Below are 15,120 nucleotides of genomic sequence, written 5' to 3'. Positions count from 1 at the left end.
CCCACAATTGTTAAAGCATGCCCCAATAAGCAATAGAGTTCATTTTACCTAGCCCCGTAAAGTTATCAATTAATTTGATGAGGTTTCTAAATATTATCAATTTTACCTTACTAACCGTTCTCCCTATTCTGAGTACGCGGTTCGGGAACACCGCAAGCCTCAATGGTTTTGAAACCGAAGTCATTGAGGCTCTTAATAAAAACAACAATTTCATTTTTGAGTTAATAACCAAGGATTTTTTATGCGATTACAAATTAAGGAGTCAATATGGCGGTGACCAGTTCTCAAAATCACCAGTATTTTTCTCCAAAAGAGATGATGGTTGAAGCGGAAAAATTTGCGTTAAGTAAGGCAAACAAAACCAGCAGTATGACATTAAGCCTCGCGATTATGGCCGGCGCGTTCATCGGGTTAGCATTCTTGTTTTACATCACGGTGACCACCGGCAGTACGGGCGCTGGTTGGGGCTTGAGCCGCCTAGCTGGTGGACTCGCATTTAGCATGGGATTGATCCTCATAGTGATCTGCGGTGGTGAATTATTTACCAGCTCCGTCCTATCCAGTATTTCTTGGGCCAATAAGCAAATCTCGTTCGGTAAGATGCTTTCGATCTGGGGCAAAGTTTACGTTGGTAACTTTATTGGTGCGATGTTCCTACTTGCGCTGGTTACTGCTGCTGGTCTTTATCAGATGGATGGCGGTCAATGGGGATTAAATGCGCTTAACATCGCACAACACAAACTTCACCACACTCTCATTCAAGCGTTTGCACTCGGCATTCTCTGTAACCTATTGGTTTGCCTAGCGATTTGGCTAACATTTAGTTCTGCAAATGCAATGACAAAAGCAGCAATGACAATTTTGCCTGTGGCAATGTTTGTCAGCAGCGGTTTTGAGCACTGTGTTGCGAACATGTTTATGGTTCCACTTGGTATTGTTATCGCGAATTTTGCACCTGAATCTTTTTGGGCATCTGTCGGTATGCCTGCGTCACAATACGCAGACCTAAACATTAGCCACTTTATTACCGCTAACTTAATTCCTGTCACGCTTGGCAACATCGTCGGCGGAGCGGTATTAGTTGGCCTTTCAAACTGGTGTATTTTTCGCCGACCAGAACTAAAAGCAGCGAATATTTCTTCTATCACTACAACTACAACACTGTCGTCAGTTAAGGATTTCACCATGAAAAATGCCTCTTTTGTTAAAGACATTATGAACCCAAAACCAGTCACCATTCGTGCAGAAACGCCAATTGCAGCCGCGCTGGATGTGTTACTTGATAATCACGTAACGAGCGCACCTGTTGTAGACGTACAAAATCGATTAGTTGGCTTCTTCTCTGCTCACGATGTGATGGTAGAACTATGGTGTGAGGACTACATTCCGGTGAAAGACCAAAAAGTCGTCGACATCATGAGCCGAGATGTGGTCGCAATTGACGCTGGTGATCGCCTCGTTGATGTTGTGGAATTCCTATGTATCGATAAAGAGCAGTTGTACCCAGCGAGCAGTATGGGTATTGCCACTCGCTTGACGTCTTTGTCTCTCGAAGAACGCGCTAAAAGTATCAAAGTAAGTAAGCCACAAGTGCTTCCTGTGCTTGAAAATGGGCAGATGGTCGGGGTGGTTACTCGTACTGAAGTATTAAAAGCACTACGCCCGATTTTTGGTGAGCGTTTAAACCTAGTGGAAAAAAGCGAGTTAGAAACAGCGTAATTCGCTAAACATTTACAACGTCTATTGGCTTTCAATCGCTATCACTGACTGGTTTATCGATGTTAGTGATGTGATTAAGATAATAAAAAAGCGCTCTTCAAGTGAAGAGCGCTTTTAGTGTATCTAAAAGGAACTAATTACTTCTTAATACCTTCGATATGAAGTTCCATATCGACGTAGCTTGAAGCACCCATTACTGGGATGTCAAAGTCAGCAAGCTCTAGGCGAGTGTTGCCAACAAAGCCAGCGCGCTCGCCGCCCCATGGGTCACTGCCAGCACCAACGAATTCAGCCTCAATAGTAATAGGCTTAGTAACACCGTGTAGCGTTAAATCACCAGTTACATCTAGTTTGCCATTGCCTTTATCAACCACTTTTGTGCTCGTAAAGGTTGCTTCACTGTATTTACCAGCATCGATGAAGTCACCACTACGAATGTGTTTGTCACGTTCAGCATGGTTTGAATCTAGGCTGGTTGTATCAACAACAACATTTACTTTTGAGTCAGCAATGTTGTTTTCATCAAAAGAAAAGTCACCAGAAAATGTATTGAAACGACCTTTGATGAAACTGTAACCCAAGTGGCTAACTTTAAAGTTGATTGAAGCGTGAGCACCTTTGGTATCGATGACATAATCTGCAGCTTGCGCACCAAATGGCAGTGCCATAGCGATAGCTAATCCTGTAGCGAAAAGTGACTTTTTCATTTTGAAGCTCCTAACATTTTTCTTAATGTGTTGTCTTTATCGATAAAGTGGTGTTTTAGTGCAGCAATAGCATGTAAGCCTGCAATCAGGATGACTGCCCAAGCTGCATAGAAGTGAATCTCACCTGCAATATCTGATTGGCCTGGGAATAACTCTCCCGCTCCTAGCACGGTGAACCAATTAAACACTTCGATGCCGCGTCCATCAGACGTTGAAATGAGGTAACCTGAAACAAAGATGGTGACCAATAGTAGGTACATGACACCATGCGCCGCTTTAGCAGCAAGCACTTCGTAACGTTTGCCTTCTACCTTTGGTGACGCCGTCACATGTTTCCATACGATGCGTGCTAAAGTTAAAATAGCGAGTAAAATACCGACAGAGCGATGGTAATGCGGCGCAGTTCGATACCATTCGCTGTAATAGCTAAGGTCGACCATCCACAAACCCACTGCAAATAGACCAATAATGCACAGCGCTGATAACCAATGCATCACGCGTGCAGTAAGGTTGTAATTCTTTACCAGTGTATCCATCTCAAGTTCCTAGATATATTCCTAAGTTAATGCTGAGCAAGAAACACTACATTAACCTATTTACGTCATATGAAACAGATTATTTACCATCATTTACATCCAGCCAATGGTACCGTATCTATCAAGTTGTTCGAAATTTTTGAAGGAACTTTAAATCGTTTGTAAAACTGAAACTTACAGCTTAATTTCTTGTTCTATCTCATACAGCTCTTCGGAAACTTCTAACATTCTGCGTTCAACCAGTAACTTAGCATCTTCAACACCCTTGTTATAATAAATTGGCCCTAGTTTTTCTGTAATAAAATCAATTAGAAACTCACTATCGAACTGGCCAATTTCAACATCTAGCTCGTCTTGCATGTAATCTTGAATGGCGGTGGCCAACGCCTCTTTTTGTGCGCGTTCTAGCTTTATCATTTTTTCCCTTTCAAATTTTTGTTCAACTTCTGCTTCTTTCGTGTTGCTCTATTAAAGATTAGACACGGTCATTTGTGAGAAATTTGGTGTTTAGATCAAGAAGTTGCCGAAGTAAATTAGTCTATTCTCAAAAGACTATGCTAACCTTTTGCAGTTCGTTTTGTAATTATTAAGGGATATTCTTTGCTACTCGACCTAGTTATTCAAAGTGTTAATGATTTTCAAGACGACTGTCTTAAGCTGTGTGAAAAGCATTACCCTGCGGTGCATAACCAAGGCATGAGTGAGCATCATCTTGGTCTCGCGTTTTCAAGAAGGATGGAACATACTTTTCGTCACTTTGGATACAACTGCGTGATAAAGCCAATCGAAGTGTTGGATTCTCCAGACCTTCCCCATCACTATCGAATTTCATCCGACATTGGCACTGTCTGGGTTCTGAGTCACCATATGGTCAGTGCCGGAAAATCTTGCCGGGAAAACTTACTCTCATCAATTACGGAATGGCAGAGTGAATATGGCTATGCCTTACAGCCTAATGACCTACTCTTTTTGGTTTGCGATCATTGGATAAGTCGCAGCAAAACGAGCCGAGAATTGCTTCATTGGTGGATGGGTGAACTACCCGATCAGATCAACGAATACACAGAACAAGGAATCACACTGTACACCAGCGAGTCGCAACTCACGCAATCGTTGGACACTCGATTCGGTATTAGCCCTTGTTACATTAAGTTTGGGCATCCTTTACGGCGTTCGAACAAACAGCAGTTAGTCAGAAAATATTTGCAGTTGTATGCCGTACTGCAATGGTAGCATCAAATTGAAGTGCTGAGATTATCAATTATTTCATCAATTTGTTTGATATCACTCGACAAAACTACCCATCCATTACCATCGTTCTTGCTTGAGTTAATGAGCACACTTAGATTCATTGCCAATGAAATAGAAAAATTAGCGCGATAACGCTGATGTTGAGACATTGATTTAGGTTGTGGTAACAATGATGAGCATCTCGCAACTACTTAGTTGCATCCGGAAAGAAGCCGACGGGCAGTATATTGCGAAATACGCGAACTTCACTCTCCGCAGTGTCTTTCAACCCATATATAAGAACGATATTTCCATCGTTGGCCTTGAAGCACTGGTAAGAATTAGCAATGCCAATGGCACCATGGTTAGGCCAGATCAGTTTTTCCAATCCAAAGCGACTCCCACTCAAGATTTGCTCAATGTTGAACGCTTAAGTCGCCTAATCCATATCAAAAATTTCTCTCAGTCTCGCTTTCACACAAAACAATTGTTTCTCAATGTATTACCGGTAGCGGCAGAGATACTAGTCAAAGACGTCACTTATAACCGACTGCTAAAACAAACCATTTATGAATCGCATTTGATGAATGAACAAATCGTCATGGAGTTACTTGAATTGAAGGTGGAGGATGAAGTCTCTTTGTCTCAAGCTGCTCGGGAGTTAAGTCTTGAAGGATTTAAATTAGCGATTGACGATTATGGCGTCAATGCATCGACAACTGAGCGAGTGAGAAGCGTTTGCCCAGATATAATCAAGATGGATCGCTCTTTATTGCTAAGGTATGAAAACGGTGATTTTAAAGCGCTTAACGATGCATTATCACTCGCAAAAGCGTTATGCTCTAAAACCGTTATCGAAGGAATTGAAACCGAGCATCAACTTCGCTTAATGAAAAAGCTCGGTTTCGATATGTACCAAGGGTACCTACTTGCTATCCCCCAAACGTTAGACGTCTATGAAGAGGCAAAAACAGCCTGACTATGTAAGAACAAAAGTTTGCGCGGTTTAGCGAGAGCTAAGTGATTTACCACGATTCTTATGAATCGCCAATTTTGCTTTTAGCTTACGCTTCTCAGATGAACGACTACGACGACGCCCATTTTGTTCAGGCTCAACTTCTTCTACAAGACTTGGTTCGAAACCTGCCAGCCATTCTTGGGGTAAGCGTTGATCAAGCAGATTCTCGATAGCTTGCAACAAGTACTCCTCATCTCTACTCATCAGAGAAACCGCCAAACCTGACTTTCCAGCTCTTCCAGTGCGGCCAATTCGATGGACGTAATCTTCTGCTTTGAATGGCATATCAAAGTTCACGACTTGTTCTAGCTCTTGAATATCTAACCCTCGTGCTGCCACATCGGTTGCAATCAAAGCACGCATCTTACCTTGTTTAAATTCATCCAAAGCTCTTTGGCGGGCGCCTTGTGATTTATCGCCGTTGATAGAAACCGCTTTGATGCCATCTAACTTGAGCTCTTTCGCTAACTCATCACTGCCTTGCTTCGTTTTTGTAAATACAAGCACTTGCTGCCAATTCCGCGAGCCAATTAAGTACGCTAGCAATTCACGTTTCCGTTTTTTATCCACTGGATAAACCATTTGTGTTACCGTTTCAGCAGTCGTATTTGCTGGTGAAACTTCGACTTCAACTGGCGATTCCATGAGTTTATACGCAATAGTTTTGATTCGCTTCTCAAATGTCGCAGAGAACAATAGGATCTGTTTCTCTGCAGGTAAACGTCGGAAGATGCGCTGCAAGTCAGGCCAAAATCCCATATCTAACATACGGTCGGCTTCGTCTAACACGAGCATACCGGTTTTAGAGATGTTTACGTTACCATTAAACAGGTGATCCAAAAGGCGGCCTGGCGTGGCAATCAAAATATCAGCGCCCTCTTCTAACTTTCTCTTTTGTACGCCAATGCTTGTACCACCATAAACACACACAATGCGAAGTTCTGTTTCTGCCGAGTACTGATTCAAATTATCAAATACCTGCTGTGCAAGCTCGCGTGTTGGAACCAAAATCAATGCTTGAGGTGTGCCATTAAGTTTCTTTTGCTGAACGGTTTGTATGATAGGTAAACCAAACGCAGCCGTTTTTCCCGTACCAGTTTGTGCAGCAGCAAGTAAGTTTTTTCCTGCAAGGACGTGTGGAATTGACTTTTCTTGCACTGGTGTTGGCGTCACGATATTTAGATTGCCTAGCGTCTCGATTAGCTTTTGTTCGATGCCTAAATCAGCAAAATTAACAGACATGTGTAACCTCATTATTTTTGGAGCGCAGAGTTTACCAGAGCCCCTAAAGCCATACTACTTTTCTATCTCATTGAGTTGAGTCATTAAGCTGTTGCTGAAAATCATACGACTGACGCAAAACATCTCGATAAAGTGACGAGAACTTCTCTTCTAATTCGATGTAATCACTTTCAATCACTTTAAATGTTGTGGTTAAGTCTGCCATTCTAGGACTTCTTTGCGACATCCGATGTAGTGCAAATTCTATATTGTCTAGATCTTGATAGGATTGAAGCCATCGGCCATGCCACATTCTGCTGTGGAGCACCAAAAAACGTGGCGGCAAATGTTCATGAACCTCTCGGTTTACTCTCTCGTATGCCGTTTTTACAAAGTGTTCGAGAGGCACGGAATGAAAGTCGTTCCAGTGTTTTGCGAGGCAATGATCCCAAAACATATCCAAAGCGATAGGTGCAAAACGTCGCGCAACACCAGTGAAATGAGGCTTACATTCGTTGACGATTGGATGATGGTCGGTAATACGGTCAACAAATCTATGTAATCTGATGCCATTTGAGATATCGCGATCATACAGCTTGCTTGGATCTCCTTTTACGAAGTCTCCAAGCAAGTTTCCCAACAAATGGCTGTTACTGTGATCTGCGATATGCAGGTGGGCTAGAAAGTTCATTCGACGCCAGTTTTGGCCTCTAGGGCTTGGTGTGACATGAACCTAGTATAACGTCAATTACGACGAGATGAGAGTGTTCCGCTATTCGGCTTCGTTGTCTGAGCCAACGTATTCCGACAAGATAATGCCAATTTCAAGCGCATCTAGCAGCTCTAGGCTCTCATCGTTTTGGTATTGGTCGCTCATTGTGACCTCCTTTATTTTAAGCTCTCTTGCTTTTACTTGCTGACGGCCTGGCTCTTGCCATATCCACATCAGCAACTCCTTTTTATAGTCTTTATATGACACATTCATGACAGCGAGAAGTAAAGATTTAAAAACCTATGAGCATAATCAAAAGTAAACGATTGCAATTAGGTTTCATATCCACTTAACACTTTAGAGAAATGACTCTTTTATCAACATTCATGTCAATTTAAAGATATAACATACTGTTATAGGCGTCCTTAGATCTCATTTCTTAAACTAAATTTAGTATTCGTTACATATTTTGCTGATTAACTTCGCATATTTTGTTTCGATATAGCAATAGATTTGGTCAATATCTTTTATCTCTAATGGAGCTTTAAATGAGAGAAGTTGAGTTTAGAACGATAGACAGGCTGTTTATCAAGATGTCTATCAACGACAAAATGTGGGTTATATTCCTACTATTTTTAGTAGCCCTCACTTCAGTGGCTGGAAGCCGCTACTTCAATGAAATACAACAATTTGAGCAGCAAGCCATCTCGGCGAGCGAAGCGAAGCTTTCTGGTATCGTTGATGCTCAATCAAACCGCGCTACAGAAATTGACGGCGTATCGAAATCGAACCGCGTAAGCGAGAGTTCTTTTGTCGATGGGTCTGTCACCGCTTATGCCAAGTTGCATTCTGGAGAAGTGATTAAGCTGACTCAAAATATGTCCACACAATACGAATCGGTAAAATCATCAGCTCTATCGTCACTATTACTCAGCTTCTTATGGGTTATTCCTTTTGCCCTATTCTCTTACTGGGTGGCAACGTTTATCGGAGGAGCTCTGTGGGTTTTATATACAACAACCGAAAAAATTGGTGACGGTGACTTAACCTCTCGTCTTGGTTTTCACCCTGGTCGAGATGAATTCGGTACCATCGGCTGTGCGCTAGACAAGTCTATGGATACCTTAAGTGAACTGGTTAATAGTGTTAAAAATAATGCAACGATGTTGAGCGAGACATCTTCTGCATTCGAAAAAGATATGCAGTTGAGTGAAACCCAGATATCTCATCAATATCAAACGCTTGATTCAGTCGCGACGGCAATGGAAGAAATGACAGCCTCTGCAAAGGAGGTATCAAGTATTTCTCAACAAGCAACGGCGCAGTCAGACCAAGATGCCCAGAAGATCGAACTAAGCAGAAGCCGTGTACAAAACGTGATTGGCGAGATAGAGACGTTATCTAGCTATATTGAACAAGCCTCTACGTCAGTAACCAATTTAAACGAGAATACGACGCAGATTAATGACGTGATCACAACGATTAACGCCATTTCAGAACAAACTAATCTGTTGGCACTAAACGCAGCAATCGAAGCAGCCCGTGCTGGTGAACAAGGTCGTGGATTTGCAGTGGTTGCCGATGAAGTACGTACATTAGCAAGCAGAACTCAACAGGCAACAGTAGAGATCCAAGCCATGATTGAGAAGCTTCAAATAGAGAGTCAGAACATTGCTTCAATCACCAACCGAACCGTTCAGCAAGCTCAAACCAGCAGCCAGCTTATTGATGAAATCGGCCATGATGTTACCTCTATTGCCGAGTCAGCACGCTCATTAATGGACATGAGCATTCAGATTTCCACATCTGCTGAAGAACAAAGCGCAGTGGCTAACGATATTGCATCGGAACTTTCAGAAATTCGTAGTCAATCAAGCACAATCAGAGAAGTGGCGGAGCAATCTACCGCTGGCGTCGCTAATCTCACGCAAGCCTCCGTTTCTCTTGGTGAGATATTACAACGCTACCGCACCGCATAACATTGTGGAACTTATGATCAACAAGGGCTCCTTAAGGAGCCCTTTTCTTTAAACCGTGTTCAACTATTACCTTCGATATTTTCTACGACATCCAAGTGGATATTTGAAGTGAATCTCAAGTTCTCGCTGTACCGGATGAAATAATGTTCTTAAACAAAGCGTTCCGCTATGCTTGATCTTGCCAATTCCAATTTGCTGCTGGAAAACAATATGAATAATTACAAAGACACAAAAGACATAGAGAACCTGAATTGCCCACTCTGCCAAGGAGATGAATATCTCATTTCATCGGATGGCGAGAAATTCACATGCGCTGCTTGCGGATTTCATACAAAAAACTTCTCATCTATCCAATGTCTACATCAAACGCCTTACCTACAGTCTAAACTTAAGCACATCCACAGCTTGAGTCCGGTTTGCCATTAGTAGGTCAAACAGAGCAGCCACACAGCTGCTCTTTTAATTCATCTAAATGATGGATGCGAATTACACGCTCGTCATCAACACGATTGATAGCTTCACCATTAAATAACTGTATCGTTTTTATACCGGCGTTTAGTCCCGCCTCAACTCCTTTAGGCGTGTCATCAATATAAAGACAGTCACTTGGTAAAAAGCCCATGCTCATAGCACTGTACATGATTAAATCGGGTTCAGGCTTCCAACTATTCGCATCGAATGCCGAGAACACTTTCCCTCGGAAAGCATCGAGTAAACCGGTTAACTCCAAAGCGTATTCAATTTTATCTTTAGGTCCATTAGACGCCACACAATATTCGATATTATGCGAATCCAAAAACTGAATTAATCGTTTTGCGCCATCCATCGGCTGTAAGTGACGCACAAAAAGAGACTGGACTTCTTCTCGGTATTGCGGCTCTAAAACATCAATTGGGACTTTGATATCTTTCAATTCTTTAGTATCTAAAAGGATGTCAGCGAGCTTTCCTCCTTTAAAGTGAGAAACGCACTCTTCCATCGTTAACTCAGCCCCATGCTGGTTAAATACATTGACGAGCGCTTGGCAACACAGTCCTTCGCTGTCGACCAACGTACCATCACAGTCAAATATCACGCACTTAATATTGGTAATTGCCATAGCCATCTCCAGACGTCTTAAAGGCTCAAGCCCAAGCTGATTTTAAGAATGTTTGGATTAATCTTATTTGAGTTTGGGATTGTTGAAACGACGAGCTTGGCATTTCATGGAAATAGAAGGGAGCAATTACAGTTTTTCTAAGCAAGATCACCCAACGTCATCTTGCTTTACTTTTTATGCACATTGATGTGTAAGTTAGTTTTCGATAACCACTGAGTCTAACAGCTTTTGCTCGGTGCTTAGTCTTTTAGCCAGATCAGCCACAAACGAGCTTTTGTATTTTGATTCAGAAACAGCAACATCAGAGATGAGTGTATTTCCTTCGAGATGGCTAACAATAGCAGCACCAATTGGGACTCCAGATTTAAAACCAACATATAATTCAAAATCTGGCGTGAGGATAATCTGTGTCAGATATTCAATGATCATATCTTTATCATACTGCTGTTCCCAGCGCTGAGATTGCAAGATAGAGAACATAATGGTCAGTCGATGAAAATCGACCAGAAAAATATCGTCGGGGTTAAATTCAGAGTCACTTTCCAGTAGTGTGTCTTTGTCGACTACTTGATACGTTGCTTTTTCTAGCGTTTTGAAATAGACATCGCGCCCTTTCAAACTCTCTGGTGTCGGAAATTCAACTTCGACCAGATCATACAGCCATGTATTTTTACGCTCGATACTGGCTAACTGTTGTTCATTCATCTTGATACCTTCGTTTAGAGCAGTACATTAGCATGAAGCCCGCAACAAACCTAGCGCACATAGACCTTTCCGTGGCTAAATTTTGTTTTAGGTGCAAACCTCTGATAGATTTCATCAATATCTTTCCTAGTTAAGGACAAAAATAATGAAAAAGATGCTGTTAAGTGCATTGCTTGCTACTACTCTAGTTGGTTGTTCAGATAACGATGTTGCTGACGTGGGGCTCGGTTGGTTTACTTTGAAAGACATCAAAGTCGGTGAGTTGAAAGACGAAGTGGTAACAGGTGTCACATGTCACATCGCCTCTATCGAAGCGGATTTCAGCTTAGCGGATCCAAGTGATAGCTCAATATCATGTCGTCAGACTGGCGAAATCACACCGGAAATGATTGCAAAAATAGATAAGAGTAAGTCCGGTGAAATTGTATTTAAGAAGTCAAAAAGCATTTTCTTCAAAACAATGAAGGTTCGCCGTATTTATGATGCCGATAACCAAACCTTACTCTACTTGTCTTATACAACAAAAGAGACCGATGGTAGTTTTAAGCATAGCCTTTCGACAGTCCCACTTTGGGGTACCAAGGCTTACGTTGAGCCAACTGAAGTGAAAAAGTAACGCGGGTAAATTTAGTTAGCGCGGAGCAGGCTCTTTCCGGGCGCTGCTGAGCAACAAGTTTAAAAAACAACCCATTGCAATACGACAAGCGTCATAAATTGCAGCTGCTTTGGTTGCTATTTACTCAGCTCGCTGATTTTTTCAGCGAGCAGACTTCTTTGTAATAAATCGCCACGATTTTCATTTTTTTGTGATACAATCCCGCCTCTTTTTTTTCTCACTCAAGAACAAGCATGAAGTTTCCTGGTCAGCGTAAATCTAAACACTACTTCCCAACTCACGCTCGAGATCCATTAGTAAACCAAATCCGACAGGCACCTAAGCTATATCGCCCAACTATTGTTGGTGTCGGTCAAACCATTGTAGATATCGAAGCACGTGTAGATGACGCGTTTTTAGAGAAATACAACCTGAGTAAAGGACATTCGCTCGTTCTTGAAGAAAGCAAAGCAGATGCACTTTACGAAGAACTGGTTGAGCAAGGCCTGATCACACACCAATACCCAGGTGACACGATTGGCAATACTCTTCACAACTACTCAGTTTTAGCCGATAGCAAATCCGTTTTGCTCGGTGTGATGTCTAAGAACATTCAAGTCGGTTCTTTTGCTTATCGCTACCTTTGCCGTACGTCTTCACGCATGAACCTTAACCATTTACAAACGGTAGATGGCCCTATTGGTCGCTGCTACACCCTAATTTCTCAAGACGGTGAGCGTACATTTGCTATCAACGAAGGTCATATGAATCAACTACTTCCGGAAAGCATTCCTGAAGAGATCTTTGAGAAAGCATCAGCCCTGGTTGTTTCTTCTTACCTAATGCGTGGTAAAGAAGAAGATCCAATGCCTAAAGCGGTACAAAGAGCGATCGACTTTGCTAAGAAGCACGATGTCCCTGTTGTACTTACGTTAGGGACGAAGTACGTTATCGAAGGTAACGCACAGTGGTGGCAAGAATACATTCGCGAAAACATTTCTGTTGTCGCTATGAATGAAGAAGAAGGTGCGGCGCTAACAGGTGAAACAGAGCCACTAGCAGCTGCTGATAAAGCACTTGAGTGGGTTGATCTCGTACTTTGTACAGCAGGACCAAATGGTCTGTACATGGCTGGTTACACCGACGAGAAAGTAAAACGAGAAACCACACACGACATCCTTGAAAGCTCCCTCGAAGCCTTTAACCAGTACGAGTTTAGTCGTGCGATGCGTAAAGAAGACTGTCAAAACCCAATGAAGGTCTACTCTCACATCGGCCCTTACCTTGGTGGACCACTAGAGATTAAGAACACTAACGGTGCGGGTGATGCAGCCCTTTCAGCCTTACTGCATGACATGGCAGCAAACTCTTTCCACCAAAAAGAAGTGCCTAACTCAGAAAAGCACGAAGTACGATGCTTAACCTACTCCTCGCTTTCTCAGATCTGTAAATACGCAAACCGAGTAAGCTATGAAGTGTTGACGCAGCACTCTCCTCGCCTATCGCGAGCGCTTCCTGAACGAGAAGATAGCTTAGAAGAGACTTATTGGGATCGTTAAAACGACAGCTTTAAAGCTAAAATATATCAAGGTCACCATTTGGTGGCCTTTTTGTTTTTATCTAGCACTATAACGAGTAGATTTCGTTAGTATGTCGCACAATACGAAGCAGTAAACTCTTTACAAGCCTAACCGAAACAGTACCATCACCAAGCAGACCTTTGCCTCACAATAATACTCGTTATAACTCAGGTAGTTTTTCAACGCTACCTGAGTGCCACTTTGGGGATTCTCCATGCAGTCAGATATCGAAATTTGCCGAAAAACACCACTTTCTTCTATTGATGTTATCGCGGAAAAAGTAGGACTATCACCCGAAGAGTATGACACTCACGGGAAGCACAAAGCCAAAGTCCACCCAAAATGTTTGGAACGACTCAAAGCAAATGATGACGGTAAACTTGTACTCGTCACTGCGATCACGCCGACTCCTCTTGGCGAAGGAAAAACCGTTACGACGATAGGCTTGGCGCAAGGTCTAGCAAAGCTTAATCAATCTGTTATTGCATGTATAAGGCAACCTTCGATGGGACCCGTCTTCGGTATTAAAGGTGGCGCAGCGGGCGGCGGTTATTCTCAAGTAGCTCCAATGGAAGAGTTAAACTTACACCTTACTGGTGATATTCACGCAGTGACAGCGGCGCACAACCTTGCTTCAGCCGCTCTTGACGCTCGCTTGTTCCATGAGCAACGCGAGGGTTATGATGCCTTTGAATCACGCACCGGGTTAAGAGCACTTAAAATCGACACGGCAAGTATTACTTGGAAACGAGTGATGGACCATAATGATCGTGCACTACGTAAAGTCAAAATTGGCCTCAATGATGCAGGAAAAACCATCAATGGTTTCGAGCGTGACGAAGGGTTCGATATTTCAGCCGCTTCCGAGTTAATGGCTATCATTGCACTAGCCAAAGATTTAAAAGATTTACGTCAACGTATCGGGAAAATTGTCGTAGCGTACGATTTGAACGGAAACCCCGTCACTACGGAAGATCTACAAGTTGCAGGAGCAATGGCAGTAACACTAAAAGAGGCGATTGCACCAACACTGATGCAAACTCTAGAAGGTGTTCCTACGTTGATCCATGCAGGTCCATTTGCAAACATCGCCCATGGAAATTCATCCATTATCGCGGACGATATTGCGCTAAAACTGTCAGGTTACACGGTAACTGAAGCCGGTTTTGGTTCGGATATGGGATTTGAGAAAGCGTGTAACATTAAAGCTGCTGCCGCTAACAAAGCTCCAGACTGTGTAGTGATCGTAGCAACATTACGCGGCCTCAAAGCGAATTCCGGACACTACGATTTACGGCCAGGTATGGCTATTCCAGATTCCATCTTTAATCCGGACCAAGCAGCATTGGAGGCTGGGTTTGAAAATTTAAAATGGCACATAAATAACGTTCATAAATACGGTTTACCTGCTGTCGTTGCCATTAACCAGTTTCCACAAGATTGTGTGAAAGAGCTTAAAGCTCTTGAAGAGCTGATTCACCAATTTAATCCCGAAGTTAAAGTAGCCATCAGCACCGCTTTTTCGCAAGGCGGACAAGGCGCAACGGAACTAGCTCAACATGTTATTGATGCGTGTACCACGCCTGTAGAGTTTTGTCCGTTATACAACAAAGAGCAATCATTACTCGAAAAGCTCATGGCAGTATGTGAAGCGGGCTATGGAGCAACCAATATAGAAATGACTCCTATCGCGACTGAACAGCTCAAACATTTTGAAAATCTAGGTTTTAACAACTTAGCGGTTTGCATCGCGAAGACACCACTATCTATAACCACAGACTCCGCAGTCAAAGGCGCACCAACTGGTTTTACCGTCCCAATCCGCGAGCTGCGCTTGTGTGCGGGCGCAGGATTCGTTTATGCATTATCTGGTACCGTGATGACGATGCCAGGCTTACCTGATAAACCCGCATTTATGAACTTAGATCTTGATGATGAAGGAAATATCGTCGGTCTCTCTTAGTGCAGTGATGACGTATCGCTATCAGTGAAGTGAGCATATTCATTGAGTGAGTGGTC

At 42.7% G+C, this 15,120-nt stretch carries 15 protein-coding genes; 7 read left to right on the top strand and 8 right to left on the bottom strand.

The window, feature by feature from the left end; translation table 11 throughout:
• Positions 1–267: 267 nt before the first annotated feature.
• On the top strand, positions 268–1,719 hold the full coding sequence (focA, locus tag R7Z49_RS03710) for a formate transporter FocA (protein WP_186585330.1): 1,452 nt from the start codon (positions 268–270) through the stop codon (positions 1,717–1,719).
• 137 nt (positions 1,720–1,856) lie between these two features.
• On the opposite strand, the gene R7Z49_RS03705 is transcribed toward focA, so the two are convergent.
• From R7Z49_RS03705 to R7Z49_RS03695, 3 genes are all read right to left on the bottom strand, one after another.
• Entirely contained in the window at positions 1,857–2,426 is a 570-nt protein-coding gene (locus tag R7Z49_RS03705; RefSeq protein ID WP_017634178.1) for a YceI family protein, read from the bottom strand.
• Positions 2,423–2,962, bottom strand: coding sequence for a cytochrome b (locus R7Z49_RS03700; RefSeq protein WP_318111352.1), 540 nt, complete (start codon positions 2,960–2,962; stop codon positions 2,423–2,425). The genes R7Z49_RS03705 and R7Z49_RS03700 overlap by 4 nt, the downstream gene beginning before the upstream one ends.
• Before the next feature lie 174 nt (positions 2,963–3,136).
• Positions 3,137–3,379: a DUF2164 domain-containing protein gene (locus R7Z49_RS03695; RefSeq protein WP_042520836.1), complete on the bottom strand. Its 243-nt coding sequence runs from the start codon at positions 3,377–3,379 to the stop codon at positions 3,137–3,139.
• Between the two features lie 183 nt (positions 3,380–3,562).
• Between R7Z49_RS03695 and R7Z49_RS03690 the strand changes: the two genes are divergently transcribed.
• Both R7Z49_RS03690 and R7Z49_RS03685 read left to right on the top strand, forming a co-directional pair.
• Entirely contained in the window at positions 3,563–4,195 is a 633-nt protein-coding gene (locus R7Z49_RS03690; RefSeq protein WP_005376385.1) for a hypothetical protein, read from the top strand.
• Positions 4,196–4,382: 187 nt separating this feature from the next.
• Positions 4,383–5,171, top strand: a complete 789-nt coding sequence (locus tag R7Z49_RS03685; protein WP_213866350.1) for an EAL domain-containing protein — start codon at positions 4,383–4,385, stop codon at positions 5,169–5,171.
• Positions 5,172–5,198: 27 nt separating this feature from the next.
• Here R7Z49_RS03685 and R7Z49_RS03680 read toward each other — a convergent pair whose 3' ends face one another.
• The 3 genes from R7Z49_RS03680 to R7Z49_RS03670 all read right to left on the bottom strand — a co-directional run bounded on the left by R7Z49_RS03680 (position 5,199) and on the right by R7Z49_RS03670 (position 7,377).
• Positions 5,199–6,452 carry a DEAD/DEAH box helicase gene (locus R7Z49_RS03680; protein ID WP_213866351.1) on the bottom strand — a complete coding sequence of 418 codons (1,254 nt, stop codon included), beginning with the start codon at positions 6,450–6,452 and terminating at the stop codon, positions 5,199–5,201.
• Positions 6,453–6,519: 67 nt separating this feature from the next.
• Positions 6,520–7,122: an ACP phosphodiesterase gene (locus R7Z49_RS03675; RefSeq protein ID WP_258489412.1), complete on the bottom strand. Its 603-nt coding sequence runs from the start codon at positions 7,120–7,122 to the stop codon at positions 6,520–6,522.
• Between the two features lie 81 nt (positions 7,123–7,203).
• The gene (locus R7Z49_RS03670; RefSeq protein ID WP_017820948.1) at positions 7,204–7,377 is read right to left on the bottom strand and encodes a hypothetical protein; all 174 of its coding nucleotides are present in this window, start codon (positions 7,375–7,377) and stop codon (positions 7,204–7,206) included.
• 314 nt (positions 7,378–7,691) lie between these two features.
• Here R7Z49_RS03670 and R7Z49_RS03665 point away from each other — a divergent pair, with 314 nt between their 5' ends.
• On the top strand, positions 7,692–9,122 hold the full coding sequence (locus R7Z49_RS03665) for a methyl-accepting chemotaxis protein (protein ID WP_213866352.1): 1,431 nt from the start codon (positions 7,692–7,694) through the stop codon (positions 9,120–9,122).
• A gap of 430 nt (positions 9,123–9,552) precedes the next feature.
• Here the strand turns inward: R7Z49_RS03665 and R7Z49_RS03660 are convergent, their stop codons facing one another.
• Positions 9,553–10,221 (bottom strand): HAD-IA family hydrolase, encoded by a 669-nt coding sequence (locus R7Z49_RS03660; protein ID WP_213866353.1) that lies wholly within the window; start codon positions 10,219–10,221, stop codon positions 9,553–9,555.
• A gap of 195 nt (positions 10,222–10,416) precedes the next feature.
• Positions 10,417–10,926 (bottom strand): hypothetical protein, encoded by a 510-nt coding sequence (locus tag R7Z49_RS03655; protein ID WP_005376378.1) that lies wholly within the window; start codon positions 10,924–10,926, stop codon positions 10,417–10,419.
• Positions 10,927–11,071: 145 nt separating this feature from the next.
• On the opposite strand from R7Z49_RS03655, the gene R7Z49_RS03650 reads away from it, so the two are divergent.
• The 3 genes from R7Z49_RS03650 to R7Z49_RS03640 all read left to right on the top strand — a co-directional run bounded on the left by R7Z49_RS03650 (position 11,072) and on the right by R7Z49_RS03640 (position 15,064).
• Positions 11,072–11,542: a CreA family protein gene (locus R7Z49_RS03650; protein ID WP_005397614.1), complete on the top strand. Its 471-nt coding sequence runs from the start codon at positions 11,072–11,074 to the stop codon at positions 11,540–11,542.
• 233 nt (positions 11,543–11,775) lie between these two features.
• Complete coding sequence (locus R7Z49_RS03645) at positions 11,776–13,080, top strand: inosine/guanosine kinase (RefSeq protein ID WP_005376376.1); 1,305 nt, start codon at positions 11,776–11,778, stop codon at positions 13,078–13,080.
• 235 nt (positions 13,081–13,315) lie between these two features.
• Positions 13,316–15,064 carry a formate--tetrahydrofolate ligase gene (locus R7Z49_RS03640; RefSeq protein ID WP_213866354.1) on the top strand — a complete coding sequence of 583 codons (1,749 nt, stop codon included), beginning with the start codon at positions 13,316–13,318 and terminating at the stop codon, positions 15,062–15,064.
• The last annotated feature ends 56 nt before the right edge of the window (positions 15,065–15,120 follow it).

Origin of the sequence: Vibrio sp. 1562 (assembly GCF_033340155.1) — a bacterium.
Taxonomy (GTDB): domain Bacteria; phylum Pseudomonadota; class Gammaproteobacteria; order Enterobacterales; family Vibrionaceae; genus Vibrio; species Vibrio alginolyticus.
Note: the sequence above shows the minus strand (reverse complement) of the source record. Positions and strands in the feature narration are given on the sequence as shown.